This is a genomic window from Desulfitobacterium sp. LBE, assembly GCF_007830365.1.
GTDB lineage: Bacteria > Bacillota > Desulfitobacteriia > Desulfitobacteriales > Desulfitobacteriaceae > Desulfitobacterium > Desulfitobacterium hafniense.
Genome location: NZ_VLKD01000001.1, coordinates 4,034,744 through 4,060,482, shown reverse-complemented (window position 1 = coordinate 4,060,482; position 25,739 = coordinate 4,034,744). Strand labels below are relative to the sequence as shown.

General features: G+C 45.0%; 18 protein-coding genes. 1 reads left to right on the top strand and 17 read right to left on the bottom strand.

The genetic code is table 11. The annotated features are described in order from the left end of the window. Positions 1-64: 64 nt before the first annotated feature. The 3 genes from DESLBE_RS19150 to DESLBE_RS19140 all read right to left on the bottom strand — a co-directional run bounded on the left by DESLBE_RS19150 (position 65) and on the right by DESLBE_RS19140 (position 3,148). Positions 65-493: a hypothetical protein gene (locus DESLBE_RS19150; protein ID WP_005815897.1), complete on the bottom strand. Its 429-nt coding sequence runs from the start codon at positions 491-493 to the stop codon at positions 65-67. Beyond that, a complete protein-coding gene (locus tag DESLBE_RS19145; protein WP_144677927.1) occupies positions 474-2,843 on the bottom strand; it encodes a molybdopterin-dependent oxidoreductase in 2,370 nt (789 codons plus the stop codon). Before DESLBE_RS19145 ends, DESLBE_RS19150 begins: the two co-directional genes overlap by 20 nt. Before the next feature lie 71 nt (positions 2,844-2,914). Further along, positions 2,915-3,148 carry a zinc-ribbon domain-containing protein gene (locus DESLBE_RS19140; RefSeq protein ID WP_080647557.1) on the bottom strand — a complete coding sequence of 78 codons (234 nt, stop codon included), beginning with the start codon at positions 3,146-3,148 and terminating at the stop codon, positions 2,915-2,917. Between the two features lie 318 nt (positions 3,149-3,466). On the opposite strand from DESLBE_RS19140, the gene DESLBE_RS19135 reads away from it, so the two are divergent. Next, a complete protein-coding gene (locus tag DESLBE_RS19135) occupies positions 3,467-5,473 on the top strand; it encodes a sigma 54-interacting transcriptional regulator (protein ID WP_144677926.1) in 2,007 nt (668 codons plus the stop codon). A gap of 82 nt (positions 5,474-5,555) precedes the next feature. Here DESLBE_RS19135 and DESLBE_RS19130 read toward each other — a convergent pair whose 3' ends face one another. The 14 genes from DESLBE_RS19130 to DESLBE_RS19065 form a co-directional block, all read right to left on the bottom strand. Next, a complete protein-coding gene (locus DESLBE_RS19130) occupies positions 5,556-6,842 on the bottom strand; it encodes a CoA transferase (RefSeq protein ID WP_005815904.1) in 1,287 nt (428 codons plus the stop codon). Between the two features lie 77 nt (positions 6,843-6,919). Next, on the bottom strand, positions 6,920-8,758 hold the full coding sequence (locus tag DESLBE_RS19125; RefSeq protein ID WP_144677925.1) for an acyl-CoA dehydrogenase: 1,839 nt from the start codon (positions 8,756-8,758) through the stop codon (positions 6,920-6,922). 56 nt (positions 8,759-8,814) lie between these two features. After that, a complete protein-coding gene (locus DESLBE_RS19120) occupies positions 8,815-10,128 on the bottom strand; it encodes a GntP family permease (RefSeq protein ID WP_011462067.1) in 1,314 nt (437 codons plus the stop codon). Between the two features lie 43 nt (positions 10,129-10,171). Then, on the bottom strand, positions 10,172-11,113 hold the full coding sequence (locus DESLBE_RS19115) for a 3-hydroxyacyl-CoA dehydrogenase family protein (protein ID WP_144677924.1): 942 nt from the start codon (positions 11,111-11,113) through the stop codon (positions 10,172-10,174). 32 nt (positions 11,114-11,145) lie between these two features. Next, positions 11,146-12,171, bottom strand: coding sequence for a ketopantoate reductase family protein (locus tag DESLBE_RS19110; RefSeq protein WP_144677923.1), 1,026 nt, complete (start codon positions 12,169-12,171; stop codon positions 11,146-11,148). A 257-nt stretch (positions 12,172-12,428) separates the two neighbouring features. Continuing rightward, positions 12,429-14,021 carry a class I adenylate-forming enzyme family protein gene (locus DESLBE_RS19105; RefSeq protein ID WP_144677922.1) on the bottom strand — a complete coding sequence of 531 codons (1,593 nt, stop codon included), beginning with the start codon at positions 14,019-14,021 and terminating at the stop codon, positions 12,429-12,431. A 278-nt stretch (positions 14,022-14,299) separates the two neighbouring features. Continuing rightward, a complete protein-coding gene (locus tag DESLBE_RS19100; RefSeq protein WP_144677921.1) occupies positions 14,300-15,088 on the bottom strand; it encodes a glucose 1-dehydrogenase in 789 nt (262 codons plus the stop codon). Between the two features lie 152 nt (positions 15,089-15,240). Next, positions 15,241-17,274 (bottom strand): FAD-dependent oxidoreductase, encoded by a 2,034-nt coding sequence (locus DESLBE_RS19095; protein ID WP_144677920.1) that lies wholly within the window; start codon positions 17,272-17,274, stop codon positions 15,241-15,243. A 54-nt stretch (positions 17,275-17,328) separates the two neighbouring features. Further along, a complete protein-coding gene (locus DESLBE_RS19090; protein WP_243131352.1) occupies positions 17,329-17,904 on the bottom strand; it encodes a TetR/AcrR family transcriptional regulator in 576 nt (191 codons plus the stop codon). A 197-nt stretch (positions 17,905-18,101) separates the two neighbouring features. Then, a complete protein-coding gene (locus tag DESLBE_RS19085; RefSeq protein ID WP_144677918.1) occupies positions 18,102-20,150 on the bottom strand; it encodes a (Fe-S)-binding protein in 2,049 nt (682 codons plus the stop codon). 110 nt (positions 20,151-20,260) lie between these two features. Next, positions 20,261-21,250 (bottom strand): electron transfer flavoprotein subunit alpha/FixB family protein, encoded by a 990-nt coding sequence (locus tag DESLBE_RS19080; RefSeq protein ID WP_058490459.1) that lies wholly within the window; start codon positions 21,248-21,250, stop codon positions 20,261-20,263. Positions 21,251-21,266: 16 nt separating this feature from the next. Beyond that, positions 21,267-22,037, bottom strand: a complete 771-nt coding sequence (locus DESLBE_RS19075) for an electron transfer flavoprotein subunit beta/FixA family protein (RefSeq protein WP_144677917.1) — start codon at positions 22,035-22,037, stop codon at positions 21,267-21,269. A 153-nt stretch (positions 22,038-22,190) separates the two neighbouring features. Next, complete coding sequence (locus DESLBE_RS19070) at positions 22,191-23,765, bottom strand: 4-hydroxyphenylacetate 3-hydroxylase N-terminal domain-containing protein (RefSeq protein ID WP_011462074.1); 1,575 nt, start codon at positions 23,763-23,765, stop codon at positions 22,191-22,193. 330 nt (positions 23,766-24,095) lie between these two features. Then, entirely contained in the window at positions 24,096-25,439 is a 1,344-nt protein-coding gene (locus DESLBE_RS19065; protein WP_144677916.1) for an MFS transporter, read from the bottom strand. Positions 25,440-25,739: the final 300 nt, after the last annotated feature.

Genomic DNA, 25,739 nt, shown 5'->3' with positions numbered 1-25,739 from the left:
GATATTCATCAACCAGAAATTTCTATAAAAAATACAATAAAAAAGGAGAATTTTTATTAGTGAATTATTGGGGTGTAAACAATACCATTTTGGGCTTTCTGGCCATTTTATCGGCGAGCTCCCCGACCGGACCATAACTGATCACCAAGGACTGGCAGTGCTGTGCACAACTGGGCATCTTGCCCTGAGCTGTACGATCTTCGCACAGGTTGCATAAAGCTGTCGGAAAAGGAATATAGTTCAAGTCCCACTTCCCATCGGGCGTTTGGCGGGGGCCATCCTGGAGCAACTTGATCCCATATTGATTCAGGGGGAGAGCTAACTCCTTCATACAGGCAACTTCACAGGCATGGCAGCCTGTACAGTACTCGTAATCAATCAGCAAACCGTATCCTGATGTATCTTCCGCTTTCAGACGGCTCTCAAGCCCTATTCTCGCCATGGGATTGGCGGATGCTTTTCCCTGGGTCTGATTAGAGAGTAGCTCTGACATAATCCCATCCTCCTCTTCTGGTGACTTGCTCACCAGGCATTACTTGACTATTTTCCTCAGTAACTTTGTAAACCCGGCACAGCAGGTTTTTATTGGGTGCTCCGTAACCGGTGGGACCATTCTGGCATTGCGATGTCACATTATTAATATTGGAATCGAATACTCCAAACAAGCTGGGCTCTGCACCTTCTTTTTCCGGGAACCACCAGCCATGCTCTGCACTGACAACCCGTGGATCAATGGTATCCACATATTTGGCAATTTGTTGGCATCTGCCCCGCTTGCTTTCGATCCATACCCAATCTCCATCATTGATGCCAAGTTTTTGAGCGGTTTCAGGATGAATCTCTACTAAAGGCTGAGGGTGGAACATTCTCATAGTCGGCTGCTGACGATGTTCAGAGTGGAAGAATTCCCAGGAGCGTGCACCCGAAGTGAGTACCAGTGGATACTCCTTATAAAGCTCTGGTGTGGAATAGGGACTTTCAGGGGGCTCAAGATGTGCCGGTAGTGGATCCACATCAAATGCTTCAAACAAATCAATGTACAATTGAACCTTGCCATCTGCCGTATTGAAGCCAGGCTGTCTATCCCGGCGCAGGAGACCTTTTTCGTATTTTCTATACTCCCATTCCGGGTAAACATAAACTTTTTCCTTAAGCTCAGTATAGGTCATTCCCTGAGTATTACCTCTTTCACGGTACTTTTTGCCCTCCGGAGTCCATTCTCTCACTAAAGCCTCAGGGTATTTTTCTTTGTCATTACCCATTTTCCAGTTAATCCAATCCTGTACGGTTTCCCAAGGAAATGCTTCCGGGTGCAGACGTTTGCCAAGTTCAAGTACAATCTGCTCGTCAGATTTACACTCTTCATAATCCACGATCTTGGTTATGGCACGCAGCGGTGCAAACCATGCTCTGAAACTGTCTCGTTCCGCACTCATTCCTGCCGGGAGAACAATATCGGCACAAGCTACTGCCGTGGGAGTCATGAAAAGATCGACAACCACATTGAAGTCCACTTTTCGCATGGCTTCATAAATCCGAGGTGCTTCAGACGCCATGTTGGCAATGGGATTGGTCGTTTGCAGCCACAGCATTTTAACCGGATATGGATCACCGCCATTTTCAATCGCGGTAAGAACCGAATCTCCATGAGCAGTTGAAGCCAATCCATACTTTTTAAGAGGACTTCTTTCATTTCCGAAACGCTTCTCTTGCATTTCCGGTGTAAGCCAGCTGTACCCGCAACTATAACCGTCATCCACATTGTAGCCGCTCTTCGCGATGATATTGCCTCCGGGGACATCCGTATTTCCGGTTATGGCCCATAAGCTATTGACAGCCTGGGCAGTTGCAATACCCGTTACCTGCTGGTCTATAGCGAGCCCCCACTGGATCGCCGCCGGTTTAGCTGTCGCATAACGGCGCGCTGCAGCTTCGATGATTTCTTTAGGAACCCAGGTAATCTTCTCAACCTCTTCGGGCGGGTATTCCTGAACTCTTTCTTCCAGTTCTTCAAATCCTGAGCACCAGTTTTCAACAAAGTCATGATCATAAAGATCTTCGTTGATAATGACATTGAGCATACCCATGGCCAAAGCACAATCCGTTCCCGGTCTGAGCTGCAGCCAATACTCTGCCCTTGCGGCCAGCCAGGTCAGACGGGGGTCAACAACGATGAGTTTTGCTCCCATTCTCATCTCATCGACGATCCAGTGTCCAAAGAATCCATCGCCATTGGTAATGACCGGATTATTCCCCCAGATCATAATGACTTCCGGATTTTTAAATTCAGGGTTATCATAACGCTCTTCAAAGAATTGGGCACAATCACAAACAAAGAAATCGCTGTTCATAACGGCTTGCTGCGCTGCTCTGGGAAGATAACAAGAGTCACCGCTCAAGAACCCCAGCACATAGTTCGGGCTGCCAAAGGCCGCGTAGGTTAAATAGGGTACCTGCCAGATAATGTTTCTGCCTGTCCCTTCCATGCCAACTATGGTTTCCGGTCCAAATTCCTTTTGAATAGTTCTTACTTTCTCGACAATAATATCATAGGCTTCATCCCAGCTAATTCTTTCCCATTTGTTTTCACCACGTTCGCCCACACGCTTAAGCGGCCATTTTAAGCGTTGGGGGCTATGGTATGCCTCAACCTGATTCAGACAACGCATGCACAATCTCCCCATGTTATAAGGGTTATCGAGATCGCCTTCGACCTTAATCAATTTGCCGTCTTTCGTATAATAGAGAAGGCCGCATCCATCATGGCATCCCGGCCCTGACCAATGGGTGGAGCGGGTCACTGTGTATTCGCCTTCCTGCCACTGCCATTCCTTATTGGACATTTGAAATTCCCTCCTTAAAGCATCAATTCAAAATTTAAGATCCACCTTTTTAAAGGATATACCCTCCTGAATTATGACTCTTCCATACGCTTCGTTGGATCACCTGACCCAGGCTTTCCGTTAAAGCCACAATTGCTGCAAACTTTATGGCTATCCGGCATTTGCTTGCCGCATTCCGGACAGGTAATCTTTGCTTCAGGCAGGGGATTACCACACTTCTTACAGGTTTTAAACACACCTGGATTTCTTGCCCCGCATTCCGGGCATTTTTTAGGTGCCGCTACTTCTGGCGGTCTGAAACACATAATCTATCACTCCCTTCATCTGCATAACTTCCGCATGACTTTTGAACACAGACATATAATTGCAATTATCGTGCCATATGCCAAAAACCCTATAATTCTCGGGTGTTTAAATGCCCTGGGACATAAATCGCCGATTGTGAAATCACCCAGTCCCATATTGAATTTATGCCCTTAAGAATGTGAATTGTGCGATAAATAGTTCCCACAACCCACTGATTTACTGATATAATTTAAGTACAAGGAATTCGTAAGGCAGGTTATTTTGGTAACTGCTCGGCCATTCTTGTGAAAAATGGCTTATGAATGAGGAGGATTAGTATGCAATCTTTGCAGGAATTACTAAGTCCACTGATTAAAGATGACAGAGTCCTGATGGATAAGATAAAACAGCAAAAACTTGATGTAATTCGTAAGTATATTGATCCCTCCGCGGTAAAAGAGGTTAGACCGGAAATCGTTGAATCCTGGATTCGCTCCTCTGAAAATGGTCTTGACCCTCGTCATTATGACTATCCTCCGCAGATGGATCCTCTGATGTTTGATCAGCTGCTGAAGAAAAAGGCCTTGTTGATACAAGCCTCCACTCCCTTCATTCACCATCTGGAAAACATGCTCTCCCATGTAGAATGCTATATTATTATCAGCGATGAGCAAGGAGTCATCCTCAGCGTCGTCAAAGCACTGGGAGGAAATGGATTCAAGCTGGAAGCCGGTACGATCTGGACAGAAAAAACCATCGGAACCTGTTCCCATGGCATGTGTATTCTTCTCAAAAGCCCTATCCAGCTCTGCGGCCCTGAACATTTCAGTCATATATTTGAGAACATTGCCTGTTCATCTGCTCCTATCTTTGATGAGAATGGTAATTTGGAAGGTACTCTTACCATCACCAGCCCTAACTTGCGCAGCCATAACTCCCAAACTCTGGGATTAGCCATAAGCATGGCCATGGGCATTCAGAAGCAATTTCAAATTGCCTTACAGAACGAGATATTTGATGCTGCACTGGAAAACACTGAAGAGATCATGTTGTTTTCAGATGACGATGGTAAAATCATCCGAACCAATATGAATGCTTTAAAAATAATCGAACTCTTTGGCAGAGATCTGATCGGTTCTCAGGTGGAAGACGTTCTTGGGGAGCAGCCCTTCTTTAAATCAGTTGTAGAGACAGGAAATACACTTTCACATATTGATTTCCAGCTTAAAAACGCAAAAAAGAAGCTGTTTCTCACTTCAATAAAGCCGATTAAAAGCAAGGACAAAATCTCAGGTTACATAGTATTGTTGAAAGAAACCGACCACATAAAAAAAGCTGCTAAGTCACCCTATGCAGCAATGGTTAAATTTACTTTCGACACTATCATTGGCTCATCTCCACAATCCATGAAGCTGAAAAGCATGGCGAAGAAATTCGCTCATTTTAATTCCAATATTCTTATTCAAGGAGAAAGCGGCACAGGTAAAGATGTCTATGCTCAGGCCATCCACTTTGAAAACCGGCCCAATGGTCCCTACATTGCCGTAAACTGTGCCGCGATTCCACAAAATCTCATCGCCAGCGAGTTATTCGGCTATGAAGGGGGAGCATTTACGGGCGCCGAGCGCCAGGGCAAACCTGGGAAAATAGAGCTTGCCAATGGCGGGACTCTTTTTCTCGATGAGATTGGGGATATGCCTCTGGAATTACAGGCGGTACTGCTGCGGGTGCTGGAAGATAAAATGATCATGCACGTGGGAGGAAGCCGTTACATCCCCGTGGATTTCCGGTTGATTACAGCAACCAATAAAAACCTGCTGGATCTGGTAAAAAACAATCAATTCCGGGAGGATTTATACTATCGGATCTCCGTCTTTAAGTTAAGTGTCCCTCCCTTAAGGGAAAGGGGCTCAGACATCGTCCAGTTGATTGAACATTTTATCCGTATCTATTCCAGTAACCAAGGTATTGACGAACCTATCCTGAGTAATTCAGCAAAATACTTATTGCTCCAGTATAATTGGCCCGGGAATGTGCGGCAGTTACAGAATACCATTTCCTATGCCGTCTGCATGAGCAACGAAGGGATTATACGCCCTGAAAATCTCCCCGAGGAAATTTTAAGTTATCAGCCTCCCTCCGGCTTAACCTTGGCTCAGCCGGAACCGGAACCATCACCCAATGAAATCATTCTGGACAACACCCCTTCTATGAAAGAGATTGAGAAAAAAGCTATTATGAAGGCTCTCCATGAAAGCAATAACCACATCCGGGGAGCTGCCAAGATCCTGGGACTAAGTAAATCAACCCTCTATCGAAAAATAAAAGAATATGAGATCAGTTAAACCAAGAAAAGGGAGCATCATCGACTGCTTAAAAAAGCAGTTTTTACGATACTCCCTTAGAAATTATTAGGAATAGATCTCTTTAGTCAATAATCCCTTTTCCTTTTAAAGCCTCAATATCACTGTCACTGTAGTCCAGCAGCTCTTTGAGGACCTTCTCAGTATCCTGACCTAAGTAAGGTGCACCACGCCATACTTGCCCTGGAGTCTCCGACATTTTAGGTACAAAACCAAATGCTTCAACTTCCTTGTTCAGGGTCTGATCGGTATATTTCACCCAGTCCCCTCTCATATGCCAATGAGGCAGGTTATAAGTATCTTCAGCGCTTCTTACAAAGGCAGCGCCAACTTTATTATTAATGCAAATGTTTACAGCCTCTTCAGCGTCATGTTCCATGAAGAATTTAGCGAAGGTGGCATCCAATTCCTGGCCTAATGGGCTTGCCACAGCTTCAGCACTTCCCCCTGCTTTTTCATAGGGGAACTTCTCGAGGTCGATGCCAAAGCCCTTTAAGGTTTTTTCATAGGCCGTTTTACCATAAGCCCCTAAATTGACATACTTTCCGTCTTTGGTGGCGAAAACTCCTCCGGGCTGATAATTCTTTTGCTTAATTCCTTGTCTTTGCTTGAGAATTTGTTTTTGGGTCCAGAGTGTAAAGTTATCATCCATAACCCGCATCCAGCCTTCAGTCAAGCTGACATCAATAACTTGCCCCTTGCCCGTCTTTTGGCTATTCATATAGGCCATTAGAATTCCATTTACTGCGAACAAACCATTCAAATAATCACCGACATATTGTTGAGCATAATAAGGTTCCATATCCGGCCACCCTTGCAGTAATGCCCAACCGGATTCAGATTGTCCGAGAGGATCATAGCCGGGCCTGTTCAAATGTTTTGGCTCCCCGCCAAATGCCGGTGTACCGTATCCGCTGATATGGCAAATAACTAATTTCGGATTGACTTCCAATAGCAATTCATCGGTGATACCCAGTTTATCGATCCAAACCATGTTCTCAATCCAGACATCCGAGTTCTTAATCAGAGATAAAAAGATCTCTTTGGATTCGGGGACATTAAGATTCGTCTCTAAAGCAAAGCTCAGCTTGTTTCTTGCGTTTTGCATCCAGGCACCGCTGATGGATTTATCTCCTTCCACAATCTGTGGTTTTTGATGGCGTGCCGGGTCTCCTCCGACTTTAGGTCTTTCCAGGGCAATAACTTCGGCTCCAAAGTCACTCATCATGGTAGCAGAAAAGGGTGCTGCTACCACTGTCCCATTGAGCAAAACCCGAATACCTGAGAGAGGTCCAAATACAGGAGTAAACAGTGGGGCAGGTTTATACTCGATCTTTTCCCATCGGTTCATAATTCAATTCCTCCTAATGTTTTAATCTACAGAGATGCATACCGCACCAAACCGGCATATCCTGTGTGTACAGTAATTTAGCCTAAGCTCTCTTCGTCAATGTCTATAGCAGAGGTATCCCCGATCTCGAATACTTTTCTTATTACAAAAATTTCGGGCAAAACATTTTTAATGTAGAAGCGGGCACTGGCGATTTTTCCTTTATAGAACTTGGCGTCGGGATGGCGCTCACCGATTTCATTGAGTTGCTTATTGGCCAGCAATCCTTGATCCATAATGAGTCTGGAGCAGTAAAGCATTGAAGAAGCATGGAGGATCCGCGTCGAGAATAAAGGCATCATCTGAGCTTTGCCCTCTTGCATATAGTTTTGCAGCTGACCGATAATCCCTTCGTACTCCTGGAAAGCGTCCTTGAGAATCTTGAATTCAATTTCAAAATCTTTCTCCGTTTCATTGCTTTCAATGAAGGCAGCAATGTCATCCAACCAGTTCCTGAACACCTTACCCTTATTCATACTGAATTTGCGGCCGACCAGGTCAAGGGATTGAATAAAGTTGGTTCCTTCCCAGATCGAACAAATCTTTACATCCCGTGCAGCTTGCTCAACCTGGTACTCAGACACATAACCGTATCCACCATGGACTTGAATGGCTTCCGCAATAAGGGGCCAAGCCATATCTGTGGCATAAGCTTTGCACATAGGATTGCTGATCTGGAACATTCCATCGGCAAATTCCCGCTCTGCCGGATCTTCACTATCGTGGGACAGGTCAAGATAATAGCAACTCTTCAGGATCAGCGCTCTGATAGCCTCAATGCAGGACTTTTGCAGCATCAGCATGCGGCGAACATCTTCATGTTCGACAATGCGAACCTTGGGGCCTTTGGGATCCGTAAATTTGGTGCCTTGGACACGGATTTTTGCATATTCCCGGGCTAAGTTAAATGCCTGGGATGCAGCAGCCAGCCCCTGAATACCTGTATTCAAACGTTCCTCATTCATCATGACAAACATCTGCGCAATACCTTGACCTTTGCCGCTCTCATCCGGTGGGTCCCCAATGATATATCCCCGGCAATTATCATTTTCACCATAGGTGAGGGAACAGGTTGGCGAGCCATGCTGACCCATTTTCTCTTCAATACCTGTGGTAATGACATCGTTAAACTCACCCAAACTGCCATCATCGTTGACCCAATATTTCGGCACCACGAACAGTGATAATCCTGCTGTACCTGGGCGGGCCCCCTCTGTCCGTGCTAATACGAGATGAATAAAATTCTCACAAAGATCATGATCCCCTGCCGTAATGAACAATTTATTCCCTTTGATTTTATAGATTCCTGGTTCATCTGTAGCAAAAGCTTTGGTGATATTAGCACCCACATCAGTCCCTGCACCCGGTTCGGTCAAGTTCATGGTGCCTGCCCATTGGCCTTCACACATCTTCGGCAGAAACTTCTGCTTGATATATTCACTGCCGTGCTGCTGAATAAGGGATATTGCCCCGGAATTCAGACCCCAGAAACCCGTGAAAGCTAATCCCGCATGGCTAAGAATTTCATAATTGGCCTGAACCAGCGTATAGGGAAGATGCCCCTCAGCTTCACGGTCTGCATTGCTCGGTCCCAGACCTGCATCATTAATCGTCTTATAGGCTTTTTTAAAGGAATCCGGGGTAATCACTTTGCCATCCTTAAAATGAGCACCAATTTTGTCTGAATCCTCATTGATCAGAGAAATCTCATCTCTGCAGATTCTATAGGTTGTGTCAATAATCGGGTCGATCTCTTCCCTGCTGTAATAGTCCCGATAGTCCGGCAGAGAAAAGATTTTATCCATATCCAGCCATTCCTTAAGCACAAATTTCAATTCTCTCATGTCGTACAAGAAGTTTTTACCAGCCAAAGTCATTCCTCCCGCTAAAATATATTTATTATTCCATTTTGTGATTGAGCGCTCGTTCCTATTTAATAAATAGTAACCGCCATAAGCAAGGCAACCATTAGGCAAAGGAATCCGCCGCACAATCCAAAAAGAAACATTTGTCTATAAACGTCCTTATGTCTTACACCAAATACAGCCATACAAGAGAATAAGAAGCCGCTATGCGGCATAGCTGAGAAAACAGCGGAACTTAAAGATGAAATTCGATGGACAACCTGTGGATCGATACCGGCAGCTATCCAAGTCTGACCAAATGTCGGGATAACAATTCCCAAGGCGCCTGATGCTGAAGCAGTAACCATGGAAATAAAACCGGTAATGATGGGAATCTGAGTTAAGGCACCACCAGGAGCTGCACTCATCCCAACTTGCAATACCTGGAAGCCGGGAGATGCAAAGACAACAGCTCCCACGCCTGCGGCTGCAGCAGTAAATATAATGGGGAGCAAAGAATTAGTAGCTCCGGCATTAAGTGTCTTAAGTTGATTGGGTATATACGGATTAAGACATAATGCAGCCAGAACGACCGCAACAAGCAGTGCCGGAACGACAAGATTAGGAATTTTCATGGCACTGCCGACGAAGATGATAATAATCAGGACCAGCATCGGCAGTATTGCCAAAAAGAAGGGGGGTACTTTCGAGGTGTCACCAAGGTCAACCACCTGACCGCTTTCTGAATAGGTCTCTCCTGTGGCAACCATTCGTTTCAACTCATATTTCATCATGAAATAACCATAGGTGGCGGATACAAGGCTGATCACAATACTCATCAAAGGTGCAGCGGTCAGGGTTGTGCCCAGTTGGGTCGGTATAACATTTTGAATGGAAGGAACTCCTGGTACCATGGTCATGGTAAAGGTAGTACCACCATAGATCATTGGTACCATGACAAGGCGCCAAGGCAAGTTTAATTCTTTAAAGATGGGCCTGCAAAGTGCGACTACTGTAAAGATAACAATAAATAAGCTGATTCCTCCGTAAGTCAATACCGCGGCAATGATGGATATGGCGACCATTACTTTCATGGGGCTGTCTTTACCCACTAATTTAAAAATCGCATTGGCAATGCTCACTGTTGCTTTACTATCTTCCAAGTACTTGCCTAACAAGGCTCCCAGAATAAATATGGGCAGATAGGATGTAATAAATCCTCCGACTGCTGTTAAATACGCGCCTTTACCAGCAAAAAAGGCCGTTTGGAATTCCATACCATTGGTCAGGATGATTAAGACTGCGGCAAAGGGCGCAATAATTACGATATTGAAGCCTTTCCAGGCCATGACCACTAATATTACGATAGCTAAGAGGACACCTATTGGCGCTAACCAGCTCATAATGCCTACCTCCTAATTTTTATCAGCTTAATCCAGTCCATGTTTAAAGTTCTTTAATTGCTTTGACCATTTTTATAATCTTCGCAGCTCTTTCATTCATAAATTGCTGTGGATCAACACCTGCATAATCGAACACACCTTTGCCGGATTTCAGGCCTAGTTCACCTTTGGCAACCAATTCTTTACCCAGAGAATTACCGATTTCGGTGTCATTGCATAATGATTTATGAACACCTACGGATACAGAAGTGGTCAAATCCCAGCCCACAATGTCATAAAGAGCCATAGGTCCTTCAAAAGCATAACGAATGCCACTGGTATTTCTTATGGCACTATCTATATCCTGTGCTGAAACCCACCCCTGTGTAACCATATACCCGGCTTCACGGGTAATGGCAGTAGCTATGCGATTAACAATAAATCCAGGGATGTATTCTTTAAGTACCGCGGGTTCTTTGCCCACCCGGATTAGGAAAGATTTCACTTTATCCAGTGTCTCGTCTGAAGTTTTGGGACCCATAACCACCTCGACCAGATCCATTATAAACGGCGGGTTAAAATAGTGGGTGATGATTTGGCGTTCCGGATGTGATACAGGGGCAATTTCGAAGATATTGGAGGCAGAGGTATTGCTGCAGAGAATGCAATCGGAAGCACATAGTTTGTCAAGTTGTGCAAAGGTTTCCCTTTTAACATCAGCATTCTCAAAAACACTTTCCAGAACAAGGTCAGCTTGGGGGGCACATTTCTCCAGCTCCGTCTCATAGCTGATCAGCGTCTTGGTTCTCTCCGCTTCTTCCTGGGTTGCCAGACCTTCCTTAATAAGGTTTTCCATGTTATTGGCAATCAATTGCTTAGCCCGGTCCAGCTGTTCCGGAAACTTATCATAAAGTGCCACCTGGAACCCCTTACAAGCATAGAGCTGAGCAATCCCGCTTCCCATAACTCCAGCGCCCACGACTAACAGCTTCCAATTTTCAAACATAGCGTTCACCCTTTCGTTTTGCTGACGATACCTTACTCCTTAGGCAATACAGGCAGCTTAATGAGGTTGACATTGGCTGGATCGATCTTTAACTTTCCTTCGGCCATTTGATGGACGATATCTACAACTTGCTGATTAACCGGTGTTGGCACGCCATATTTTGCGCCCAATTTACATTGTACTCCGTTATAGGTTGTATCTATTTCAGGGTACCGCCCAGCTTCAATATCATAGAGCATTCCTGTCCGAATATTGCGATGTGATTCTACACAGGCCTTTAATCCAGGTATATTCGCTTCCAATTCTTTTTCCGTTGTAAAAGCCAGTGCAGCATAGTCATCCCCTTGGAAAGGCTCCGGTGTTACACCGGCGGCTTTGGCTATAGCCATGGATTCATTGAGAATATGCGCCGAGCAGCGGATGGCGTGAGGATTATCCAAGACGTCCCCAAAGGTTCCCGCCACAACTGCCGACATACCGCTAAAGCAGCAATTCGAAGTCCATTTGCTCCATCGTGTACCAATCAGATTGGTAAGCATTCTGGGTTTACCTGCTTTTGATAGAATTTCTGCGACTTGCCTCAATCTCTCCGTGATTTGTCCATCCTGTTCCCCGATCTCATAGGTCATGTGATCCGGCTCGGAAGTAAGCTTAGAAACCCCGGGTTCAATCCAGGTAGCTCCCCATCCTGTGATCTGGCCAAGGACTCTCTCTTTGCCAATGACTTCATTTAATGTTTCTTCAGGCATGCCATTTTGCCCTGTGATGACGATTCCATCGGGTTTCAGATACTTTGCAACATAGGGTAAAGCACTCTCATCCTGGGTGCTCTTTGTTAAATAAAATATAAGATCATAGGGCTCTGTCATTTCATCCGGAGTCAAAGCCTTCACGGGTTGAACCAAATCCAAAAGACCGATAATTTTGGCGCCTTTCTCATTGAGGGCCTTCACATGGGCTGCATTAACATCAATTAGATCAATTTTATAACCATTCTTTGTTAACAAAGCACCAAGAATTGTACCAAGAGAGCCCGCTCCCATTACTGCCATCTTCATAGGAAATTCCTCCTTAAATTAAGAAGCTGAATCAATGGGGTTACCTGTGATTATCTGATTTTTATTTGGGCACTTCACCTCCTTTTTCCTCCTAACCTTATCACTCCTCCTTTCCTGATCAACAACACATAATATCAATGCAATTCTTATGCCATGTGAAAAACTTCGCTATTTTAGTCTTTTTTAGAGTGCATGGGACATAGATCTTATAATCTGAAAAACAGTGTCCCAATTTGGTGTCAAGTACCTTATGACCATCATGCCTCTTTCCTAAGTTCGAACTTTTGCACCTTTCCGCTGGGAGTCCGGGGGAGTTGATCCACAAACTCATAGAACTCCGGCACCTTATAGTTTGCCATGCGTTCAAGCAGCCATTGCCGGATTTCCTCCGTAAACAACCCCTTCTGCCGGGGTACAATATAAGCTTTAACCCGCTGTCCCAAGCATTGATCAGGTACACCGATCACGGCTACCTCAGCTACCAGGGGATGCTCTTCAAGCACAATTTCAATCTGACGGGGATAGATGTTCTCTCCACCGCGTACGATCATGTCCCCTTTGCGATCTGTAATATATAAATAGCCTTCATCGTCAAAATGACCAATGTCGCCTGTATGTAGAAATCCATCTCTCAAGACTTCCGCAGTTTGTTCAGGTTGATTTAAATACCCTAACATAATGCAATCGCCTTTAATGCACACTTCCCCGTCAACATTATTGGGCAAAATCCTGCCCTCTGAATCCATAATTTCGATGACTTCTTCAGCATGAACCATGCCACAGGATCCTTCTTTGTAACGCCCTAAAGCCGGCTCCGTACTATTGCCCCCACATCCTTCAGTCAGTCCATAACCCACAAGGAAATCAATATTGTACTTTTCCTTAAACCCACGACGCGTAGCTAAAGAAAGTGGAGCTCCCCCGGTAAAGGCATAGCGGATTTTTACTTTGGATAAATCCATATGGGAGGGATCAATCTTATTTAAAATGTAGTCAAACATTGTGGGCACACCCATAATTACCGTGATTCCATAGCGCATAACCGTAGGCCAAAAATCGTTGGGGGAAAACTTTTTGCGAATGCAAAGGGCCTGACCGGCGAAACTCAGCGGGTAGGTAAAGACACACAAGGGATTCGTATGAAACATAGGCAGCATCAGCAACATCACATCATTGCCTTTGATGTAGCCCATTTGGTTGAAGTTTCGGCATTGCGACAGTTGGGCTCTGTTGGATAATAAGACTCCTTTAGGCTTTCCGGTTGTACCGGATGAGTATAATAATAAAAAAGGATCATCAAGGCTTTGCTTCACCAGGCATTCGTCAGGAGGATATTTGGCGAGAATATCTGTTAAACTCGTTCTGATTTCCAGCGAATTATGATTGGCCCGGGTTATTACCTCAACCACATAGGGCTTTGTATCAGCGTTCCTTAGTCCCTTTGTAAATTCATCTATGAAATCACTGCCCACAAAGACAACTTTGGGCTTGGCATCATTCAGAACATAAGAAATTTCCGGGCCCTTTAAGCAAAAGTTTATGGTTAAAGCTATCGCTCCCAACTTTTGGGCGCCCCACATGGTGTAGTAAATTTCAGGGGAATTCTGGATCATGACTCCCACAATATCCCCCTTACGCACACCTGCTTCTTTGAGAAAATTGGCAACCTGATTCGCCCGGTCATTGGTATTTTTATAGGTTAATATCTGATCATAATAATATACATGGGTTGCTTCCGGTATTTCGTTCGATCGTACAGTGAGCATTTGGGCTATACTCTCAAATTCTAAACGTCTTCCTTTTAGGTGAGACTGTGCCTCCAGTGACATGGTTGGCATTTTAGGCCTCATTGAATATTTGCCTCCTTAAATTTGGATGTTATCCGCGTGAAATAACGAGGCTTACCCTGAAAGAAGTATAATCAAAAATGAGTATATTTTCACATATTCAGTCGTATTTTATCTCTTAATATCGGAGCATTCACTATTTCGATTTTATGATCAAATTTGCTTCTCTCTGCCATGAACAGAAGCGTACATCTGTTCATGGCAGAGAATCTATTCTAACCGTCATCTACTTTTATCTTTTTAATTTTTAGCTTATCAGACTTCCATGCAGTTCACCTGAATCAGCCACCGATGGTTTGTCCGCCATCCAGAAGGATATATGTACCGGTCATATAGCTGAAGCTGTCTGAAACCATGGCCAGCACAGGGCCAGCTACCTCTTCCACACTGCCTAGTCTGCGCACAGGAGTTCTCTTTTCCATCTTGGCTTTAATCTCCGGATCAGCAAAAATATCTTGATTCAACTCAGTAATAACATACCCGGGACAAACTGCATTGACTGTGATACCATAACGCGCCCACTCATTGGCCATAGTCTTCGTCAGGCTCAAAACTCCCGCCTTGGAAGCACCATAGGGAGCAACACTCTTTCCGCCGATAAGGCCCCCTACTGAAGCAATGTTAACAATTCTTCCCCCTTTTCCTTGTTTAGCGATCTGAGCAGCTACAGCCTGAGCAAATTGAAACACGCCTTTGAGGTTGGTGTTGATAACATTCATAAAATCATCTTCGGTCTGGTCTAACAGAGCGGCTGTCTTTCCGCTGATACCAGCATTATTAATAAGGATATCAATTTTCCCGAAAGTCTCAACAGTTTTGGCAACGACCCGCTCAATATCTTCTTTATTTGAAGAATCTGCAGAAATCCCCAGGCATTTTACCCCGTAAAGGGTCTCAATATCTTTTGCTATTCTTTCACAGTCAGCAGGGGTACGGCTGGTAATAGTTAAGTCACATCCATACATAGCAAAAGTAGCAGCGACAGCATAACCGATTCCTTTTGTCCCTCCTGTAACAATAGCAACTTTACCGGTCAAATCAAAGCTGGGTTTTCCTATTTCTTTAGCCATTTTAACATCTCCTTTTAATTTTTTCTAAATAGAACGCTCGCTCTATAATTAATGAGAAAAAAAGAACTTGTTGTTCAAATTCAGACTATCACAAATCAATTTCAGCGTCAATACGAATTGAATAATTTTTGAATCGGAATGTTCCCTCCGCTTCAAAAACTTATGGCCTGCAGATAAGCTTCTCTAACAGCATCGCTGATCTTTCCCGGTTTGGACGCATCACCGATCAAGGCAAGATTGCCGATAGCCCCTTTTAATTCATGATACAGACTGTTCGCTGGATACGCTCCTACAGCAAGCACAACAGTATCCGCCGGAACAAAGACCTCTCCCCCGTCTATTTCTAAGTTGACTCCTTCTTTAGCAATGGAGATTGCTTTCGCCCCTTTCATTATTTTAACATTATGCTGTTTAAGGCGCGCCAAAACTGACCAGCGTGTGCTCGGTCCAATATCCTTGCCGATGGAGTTGCTCATTTCCACTAATGTAATTTTTTTGCACCCATGGGTGAGCAGACGATATAATTCATCCGGAGTCTCCGCTCTATAAAGGATAAGATGCCGCAGAGTCGCAGAATCCAGGGTTCCGATCTCCGCCAAGGTCAGGGCTGTCTCCACACCTACCGCGCCTGCACCCACGATTATGACATTTGAGCCCACTTCTGCCTGGCTTTTTAATACCTCCCAAGCCTGAACCACCTTTGCTTCCTTCTCAGCCGGAATCTTAGGAGCAATGGGGCCGGCTCCTGTAGCGACAACAACCCGTGTAAAATCCCCTTCTTCAACCTTCTTTATAATATCCTCTTTGGCAGCTGTTACCTGGTAATTAATAAGGACGCCCTGTTTTTCACAGGCACAGATCAGATAGTTTGCTAATTCAACAAAATCGTGCCTCCCAGGAATTGCCGAAGCCATAAGGATTTGACCACCCGGTTGCCTGTTTTGCTCCCAAATCGTAACACTATGGCCGCGGGCCGAGGCAACCCGGGCATATTCCAAACCAGCTGCTCCTGCACCAATAACCAGTATTTTTTCGGGATGAGCTGTTTTCACCTGCGTCGGCAGACATTTGCCCTGTGAAAGCTTGGATTCCTTCCCCGCTTCTGCGTTACCTAAACATTCAACATCTGTATGTACCATTATACGATCTAAGCACCCCTGATTGCAGGCCACACAAGGGCGAATCTCGTCGCTTCTTCCTTGTTGTGCTTTCCTGGGCAGCTCCGGGTCGGCAATCAGGGGACGGGCCATGGCAATAAAATCTGCACCGCCCTCAACGAGAATCTTCTCACCCACTGCAATGTTCATCCGGTTACTCATAATGACAGGAATAGATACAGACTCCTTAATTCCCCGTCCCAAATAGCCGTATCCGCCGTGAGGCACTTCCATGGTAATCTGAGGAACCTGTGCCTCGTGCCAGCCACCTGTAATGCTTAGTGCATCCACGCCAACCTTTTCCAGTTCCATAGCAATCCCACGAGCTTCAGAATTCGTATTTCCTCCTTCCATAAAATCATTGCCGCCAAGCCGAACTGTAATAGGAAAATTCTTTCCTACGGCCTCCCGAACTGCAGTGATGATTTCCAGGAGGAAGGTCATTCTGGCATAGAGGTCTCCATTGTAGCAATCTGTTCGTTGGTTGGTAAGTGGAGACAGAAATTGACCAATCAGGTAGCCCGAATTGGTGCAGAGCTCCACACCGTCGAATCCGGCTTGAAGTGCCCGTTTAGCCCCTGCAGCATAGTAAGTTGTCAAAGCTTTGATCTCTGACAGGGTAAGTTCCCGAGGGGTCTCCCCTGTGTATCTTGAAGCCACTGCTGATGGCGCCACAGCCTCCATTCCGTTATATTCCCGGGACCGCGCGTAACGGCCTTGATGCAATAACTGAGCAAAAATCTTACTTCCTTCCTCATGAACTGCATCGGTTAAACTCCGTAAACCGGGAAGACAGGTATCATCATACATATTGACCATGTCATAATCCGTTTTACGAGTTGGATCAATCTGAACGGCTCCTAAGCAAATCAACCCTACTCCACCCCGTGCCCGCAACCGAAAAAACTCAACCATTCTGTCGGTGACGAAACCTTTATCGCAGTAACCCAAGGCCATAGGAGCCATCACTATACGATTTTTCAATTCTACCTGGCCGATTCTCCCCGGTGAGAATAAATTGAGCGGCATGTCTGTTCCCCCTTCCTTAAGCCACCTTTTGGGGAGAGGAGATAGAAGCTCCCATTATGATTTTGCAACCAGGTCTGATAGGCCTACCCCTCTAAGAACAAAATCCAGGACGACGTTATTGATCTCCTCAATGGATTTTTCACTCACGGTCCAACCTTTTAATGCCTCGAAAGCTACTGTATAAGCTAGCATACTGGCCAAAACTTCCAGATCGGCCTTAAGCGGCCGTTCTTTATTCACTTCAATTAAGAGTTCATGATATTTGCGAATCGTGGAATCCTTCTCCATCTTTAGAACTTCTTTTAGATACTCTTTTTGGAGATATTTTGTCTCAGTGGAAATAAATTGGATGAGTTTACGGTTTTGATAAACAAAGCGTAAATTTGCCTTAACAAAAACAATGAGCTTTTCGGTTGGGGAAACACACTTATCAAGATTTTGCTTCCGAATAAATTCATCGGAAATCTTATGAAAGTGCTTATGAACAAGATATAACACATCATCTTTGGAAGAGATATAATGATAAAGTTGCCCCATAGACATATTGCAAGCCTCGGCAATCTCACGGATTGAGGTTGGATGAAATCCTTGGGTAAAAAAGAGCTTGCATGCGCTTTCGACAATTTGCATATGCTTACTCTCAATTAGCCCTTCATCCTTTGCCGAAGAAATTGCATGATTCTTCACAAGGGGATTGAATACTTTATTATCCGTAACTATTCCCTCCTTTCTAAGGATTAAAATTGATACTTTAGTACAAGTGCCTCCATAATATACCTTTAACGTTCAAAATACAAGATATCCTAATCTTTGTCAAGGTATTGGTGTTAAATCAACTTAACAATAAGCTCGGCGGGATCCACAACCTGAACAAGTTGTTCAGAATCCTGTGTTTCTTTTATTCCATCCTCCAGCATCGTAATGCAGTAAGGACAGTTGGCTCCAATCGCTTGGGGCTTTTTTGCAAGTGCTTGCTCGACCCGCATATCATTTATCCTCTCGCCAAGATGCTCTTCCATCCACATCCGACCACCACCGGCACCGCAACAAAAACTCTTGTCATGGTGACGGTCCATTTCCATCAATTGCACTCCGGGCACTTTACTGAATAATTCCCGTGGTGCCGTGTACTCTTGCTGGTAACGCCCCAGATAACAGGAATCGTGATAGACGATTTTTTGAGGTTCGCTTACCGGATCCTGCTTGAGTTTTAACTTACCGCTGCTGATCAGCTCGTTAATGAACTGGGTATGATGAATTACTTCGTAATGTCCACCGAATTCCGGATATTCGTTTCTCAAGGTGTTAAGACAGTGCGGGCAGGTTGTAATGATTTTCTTGACATTGTAGCCGTTCAATAACTCGACATTCTCAGCCACTAAAGATTGATAGAGATATTCATTCCCGGCACGACGGGCAAACTCACCGCAACACTTTTCTTCCGATCCCAAGATGACAAAATTAACCCTGGCTGCTTGGAATATCCTGGCTACGGCGGCCGAGACTTGGCGGGCCCGGTTATCAAAGGAGCCTGCACACCCTACGAAGAAGAGATACTCGGCATTCTCTGCTTCGCCCATCCGCTTTATATTGAGTTCCGCTGCCCATTCATCCCGTTTATTCCAGCCGACACCCCAGGGATTGGAGTTGTTTTCAATGTTTCGGAAAGTGGCTTGCAGCTCCGGTGAAAAATTACCTTCCATGGTAACAAGATAGCGGCGTAAGTCGATGATTTTATTCACATGCTCATTGGAAACAGGACATTGCACCTGGCAGGACATGCAGGTGGTACAAGACCATAAAACATCCTCGGTGACGACATCATTGATTAAACTCTGTCGAAGGATGGCTGCATCCTCGGGATTGGTTGCCGCGATTTCGGCGATGGCTTCTGCCGACTCCTCTCCGGTGGACTTTAAGCCATATTTCTGCATGACTTCCCCTTTCGCCAAGAGGTGGTGCTTTAAGGTGCGGCTCAGTAATTCTTTGGGATTCAAGGGCTTGCCGGAAAGGTTTGCCGGACAATTATCCATGCAGCGTCCGCACTCACCACAAGCAAAACAATCCAATAACTGATTCCAGGTATAGCCTTCAATGCGCGAAACTCCAAATTCTTCGACCGTTTCATCTTCGAGATCCAGTTTTTTTATCTGCCCGCCAAGGGGTTTTAGGGAACCAAAGTAGGCATTAAAGGGGGCGGCAATGAGATGTAAGTGCTTGGAATTCGGTATATAGACTAAGAAGATCAGTAAAATCGCCGTATGAAACCACCAAACCCCATCCCTTATCCCTACCAGGGCGGATTCACTCACTCCACTGAGCAAGGCTGCCACTGACCTATACACCGGATCAAGTGCATAAGCGACACTATGCGGTTCCAAAGCATATTTAGCACCTGTAGATATCCATTCTGTAAGAATGACCAGCATAATGAACAATACCACTAAAAAGGCTTCCATAGTACGGTATAACCGCTGGGGACGAACAATCCATCTTCGGATCAGTCCAACCATTAAACCGACAAACACTAATGCGGCCAAAACATCTTTCACAAGGAAAAAATATGGATTAGTACCTAAAAAGGGTATGGGATATTGGGGGAATAATCCTTCCAAGATGAAGGGAATTTCTCCTAAACAAATAAAGATGAATCCCCAGAAAATGAAGAAGTGTACGACGCCATAAGGTTCTTTGATCATTTTGCTCTGCAACAAGATTTTGCTCACGAAATTCTTCCAGCGTACACCGGGTTGAGCAAAGGGTTCGTCTTTCGCGCCTAACAATAATATGTTCAATTTTTTACGGAAGGCTATAGTAAAGCCGTAACCAGCTGCACACGCTAACACCAGAAACACAATCAGCCATGTTAATCGCATGGGGAAAACCTCCTATTCTTTATAAGCCATTACAGGTATTTCGTTATTTTTATCGTTAACTTAAACAGCGAAGCTGTTCATCCTTCGCTGTTTAATTGATTAACATGGTGTTAGCGATTGACAATTTTTTTAAATTCCTCATTCAACAAAGGCACAACCTGGAACATATCTCCGACAATTCCGTAGTCTGCTGCCTTGAATATATTCGCCTCCGGATCTTTGTTGATAGCTACGATCACTTGGGAAGAATTCATGCCAGCCAGGTGTTGAATCGCTCCGGAAATTCCACAGGCAATATAGAGTGTGGGGGCTACGGTATTCCCAGTTTGCCCGATTTGATACTTAATGTCGATCCAACCCGCGTCAACGGCAGCCCGGGATGCTCCTACCGCTCCACCCACAACGTCAGCCAGCTCTTCCAAAAGAGTAAATCCTTCAACATTTTTCGCTCCACGGCCCCCGGCTACGATCACATTGGCTTCGACTAAATCGGGACGCTTGGATGAGGCAATAACAATATCCTTAACGATAGCTCGTAAATCATCAGCATCGATTTGAGCACTTTCCTTGATCACCTCTGCCTGGCGGGTGGCATCCGGCTCACTGACTGCGAAGGAATTGGGACGAATCGTCGCAATAATTGGGGTTGTGATGACTTTAACCTGGGCAAAAGCTCTACCCGTATAGATGGAGTGATTAAATGTAAGTAATGCTGTCGGATCATATTCCATTGCAGTACAATCTTCTACCATTCCTACTCCGAGACGTTGAGCGAGGCGGGGTGCTAAATCTCGTCCTAAGGCTGAATGTCCTAATAAAAGTGCTTTGGGCTCATGATCCCGAATCAGCTTATTCAAGACGGAAGTATAGGAACCTGTCGTGTAATTGACCAATTGGGCATCATCGACAACGATTACCTTATTGGCCCCATAGGGTATAACTGTATTCGCCAGGGCTTCTACTCCCTGTCCGATCAGTACGGCAACTACTTCTTCTCCGGCTTGATCCGCAACTTCTCTGGCTTTGCTCATAATTTCCAGGGAAGCTTTACGTATCTTCATATTGCTTTGTTCTATATAAACCCAAATCCCTTTTGCCATTTCTTAACTCCTCCTCTTACAGTACTTTCTTCTCTGCGGAGAGTATTCTCGCTAATTCACCGACTGCTTCTGCAGGTTCCCCCTGAATCATGTATCCGGCTCGGCGTGCAGCAGGCAGGGTTATTTTTTCGATTTGAATTTGGGTTCCCACACTTGAAGCATCTATCCCTAAGTCAGGCAGTTTAAATGTCTTAAGTTCTTTCTTTTTCGCTTTCATAATTCCGGGTACAGAGGGGTATCGAGGTTCATTGAGACCTTGTTGGGCCGCAATGACTGCCGGGAGTGGCAATTCAAGTATCTCTTTACCTCCATCAATTTCCCGGAGGGTTGTTGCTTTCGTTCCCTCAATATCCAACTTAGTGACCATATTGGCGCAAGGGAGGTTCAGCCTTTCGGCGAGACGTTGGGCCAGTTGTACGGAGCCGGTATCCACATTGGCTATACCTGTCAGGATAATATCGTAGTTGAGGGTGGAAATATATTGGGCCAAAGCTTCAATATTACTTTGATCATCTGCTTCCGCAAGAGCAGGATCATCGATCAACGCCGCCCGGTCGGCACCCATGGCTAATGCAGTACGAATGGCTTCAGAGGTACGGTTATTCCCTATAGCGACAATAACAACTTCCCCACCATGTTTCTCTTTGAGGCGGATTCCTTCTTCCACTGCATACTCATCATCAGGGTTGATAACGAGTGTCACTCCTGTGGGGTCGATTTTACCATCTTTAAGAACAATTAAAGCTTCGGTATCAAAGGTCTGCTTGAGACACACTACGATATTCATTCTACTTCCCCCTTGTTGATAAAGCATTTTCGTTTTAAACATCACGAAGCCCCCGCTTGTTAAGTCACTGGCACAGATAAATCTCAAAATACAACTTTACAGCGGAGGCTTCGCTTCCTCCTTACGATAATATTTCCAACTGTGTCACAGTCTTTATTTCGAGGTATTGACCTGGGTCTTCTTAAATTTATCCAGCATAGCCCGCGGAGTTACCGTTGGACGCTCGTAACGAGGGCACTTCACACCTTCAAAACCAGCAAGGTATTTGGCAATATCTTTTAACGGCTCCAGATCATAACGGCTCATCATCGTAATGGTCTCCATAAGCGGAGAGCCACCACCATGGACCCCGGCAACAGCTTGGGCGGATTCAAAGGCATCACAAAGCTTATCCTCCATCATCCGCATGACACGATGGGTTTCTTCTGCGGTGTAGTCAGGATTACGCATGATGTACTTGTTGCAAAGCTCGGCTGTCTCCGGAGCGAAGAAGGATTCCTCAGTGGGAAGAGAAGCACAGATTCCTCCCGTCAAGTCCGCTAAGGTTTCATACTCGTGGTATATTTTCTGCCCAGCCAACTTCCGCCCTGCATTGGTGAGAATTTCATCCGGTACCCAAGAGCCGTTAGGAAACTTCACGGCACGCAAAGCAGATGCTTGACCGGCTGCAAAGACCAGTTCAGCCGTACTGATGATTTCACAGACTTTCTCCCGTACGTGATGTTCTTTGGCGATATCATTCACATCTGCAACCAGGGCTGCTTGAGCTCCGATAACTTCCGATACCGCTGTCTTACATCCGGTATAAGAATGCCTGTGGAAATGAGCGAACATGAGTGCCAAATACCCCGCATACTGAACGACATCGGGATGATCAAAGCCATTCATGAATACCCGATCTTCAGGAACAAACACATCATCAAAAATTGTCAGCGATTCGACATCACCGACCTTATTAAAGGGCGCCTCAAGATGTTTTCTCTTATGATGCTGGCCGGGAAGCGCCATAAGCTTAATGCCGTCCCAGTCAGCTGGTAAGGCAAAGGCCAGAGCATAGCCCTCATCGCCCTTGCCCATAAACTTAGTTGGGTTAACAATGATCTCATCAACGTAAGGAGCATTAGAGTTGCATATTTTGGCACCACGAACGATGATCCCTTTACAGGGTTTGCCGTCGACTCCAATGCCGTCCACATCAGTCTTGATGACATGGACAAACTGATCTGGGTCAGGCTGCATATGCGCTCTCTTATACTTAGGATTGCGTGAACCTTTGACGTCAGTCTGAGCACAATTACAGATAAGATCATTTTCCTGGCAGTACAAAAGATACTTGTTAAAACGCTCCTGGTACTTAGTTCCGCAAGCCTCATCACAATCATAAGTAACAACAGCGAGAGCGTTCAATGCGTCTGAACCCATACAACGTTGGGTGCAGCCGCCCACATGATGGCAAAGGAGTCTGGTCATCATTTGTTTATTGAGCAAGTCTTCTCTGGACTGATGAATATGGGTGAACCGATTGATCTTTTCTCCGGTAAGATGAGAAGTAGCTGTACAGACATCTGCATACTCCGGATCATTGGCAAGATCGTAGTTCTGCTTCATAACATAGCAACCGCCATCAATCCAGCTACCCGACCGATCAACCTTCTGACCATTTAAGTAGACATTGGGTTTCATTTTAAGTAGTCTTTCCCGATAAGCTTCGTAAGTGCCAACTCCCATTTTAAAAGCCTCCCATACTATTAATTGATTGAACGCTCGCTCTATATGAGAATGAGAAAAAAAGAACTTACGTTCATGTTTTAAGCCTATCATATCTTTTTTTTAGCGTCAAGATCATTTAAATATATATTTACTAAAGATTTTGGCTGAACATACGTGGTCCATTGGCTTGACTTTCTACATATAATGTCGAAGAAGAGTTTATATATGGGCACAGACCAAATTCCCAAACGTTTGGGAATTTGGTCTGCCGCACTGGCTGCCCAATATCACATTACAGGCCGGTTACCTTACTGCCTGCACTTAGCCACCGGAATTGCTCCCCATAAATTAGGCCTTAATACCAACAACGCTATCGACGGTTCTTCCCTTTGTTTCAACAATTAAAAACACTGAAACCAATACACAAATGATCGCCGGAAAGGCAAACATCTTCATGGTATTGCTAAAATCAAGGCCGACCTGTTGAACATAACCTACGACTAACGGGCTGAGAAATCCTGCGATCCGTCCAAATGACTGAGCCCAGGAGACACCAGTATTTCTGAATTCGGTTGGATATATTTCAGTCATGAGAGGCAGCGCTCCCCCATTGGCATATTGCATGCAAACACCAACTAACACGGCAATGATAAGTACCGGCCATTTGCCTGTAACAGACCCTAACAGAAGAATCGCTGCAGCCGTAAACAGAAAACTAATAATAACATTTTTTCTGCGTCCAATAATATCTGCCACAAAGCCAGTTGCGAACCCACCAATCGAACCGACGAGGTTTTGCAAAATAGAGAAAGAATACCCTAGAACCAAACCATATCCTCTTTCAACAAGAAGGGTTGGCATCCAACTTGTGACCCCATAAATAATAAACATGCTCATGAAGTAAAGAAGCCAAACACCTATCGTTGCTTTGACATAACCTGATGAAAAAAGAGCACTTACGCCCACTTTTTTAGCGGGAGCCGGTAAGACTATACTGCCAGGAAGCCACTCACCAGACTTACCTGTAGCTACTTTCTCCATGCGTTTAATTATTTCTATGGCTTCTGCTTCACGCCCTTTGCCTATAAGCCATGCCATAGATTCAGGCAGTTTATATAAAATAAATATGGCGTAAAGAGCAGGCAACCCTCCGATCAGAAAACACACTCTCCACCCATATACAGGAACCACGTTAAGGGCCACAATCCCACCAAGCACCCATCCCCAGCCATAAAAACACAAGGTGGCGGCTGTAAAAAAGCCCCTGTTTTTCGTTGGGAAATTCTCGGATGCCAGTGTTATTGCGACCGGTATACAGGCACCAATGCCAATCCCGCTTATTATTCTGAGCATGGCAAAGACTGCAAAACTTGGCGCAAAATAAATGGGGAAGGTCAGCAAGGAGTAAAAAGCTACAAAGAAAGCAAGGGTCTTCTTTCTCCCAAAACGATCAGAACACATCCCGGCGATTACTCCCCCTATCACCACACCAAGCATACTCCAGGAAGCAAGGCTTCCTGTCTGAACCTTGGTTAAACCCCATTCCTGAGCCATCTGCGGCATTGTATAAGCAACAATGATATAGTCATAACCATCAAACACCAATGCGAGACCCACCAATATCCAGATTGTCCACGTGTATTTCGTGACTCCTAATCGATCGATAATGGCAGAAATCGTAGTCTTAGTCATCTATTTATCGCCCCTTATATTTTTTTATGGTCACTGGTTAACGATGCCTAATAATCACTCCTCTCAAGTGACTTATTGCACATGATCGACGAATAAAACCTCGTAATAAGACAGGTCTCAATTCTGCCTGGCAACAGCCTTAATCTTTTCCCTCCTTTGTGAGCGAGCGCTCTACCTAAAATTACTTTATTATATCACAATATCCTCCTACCTGTACCGGAAATTCTTCCACTTTTGCAATTTTCTTAGATAGTCTCAATTGAACGGAGCTAGATATTTTAAGACCGCAAGTAGGGTAAC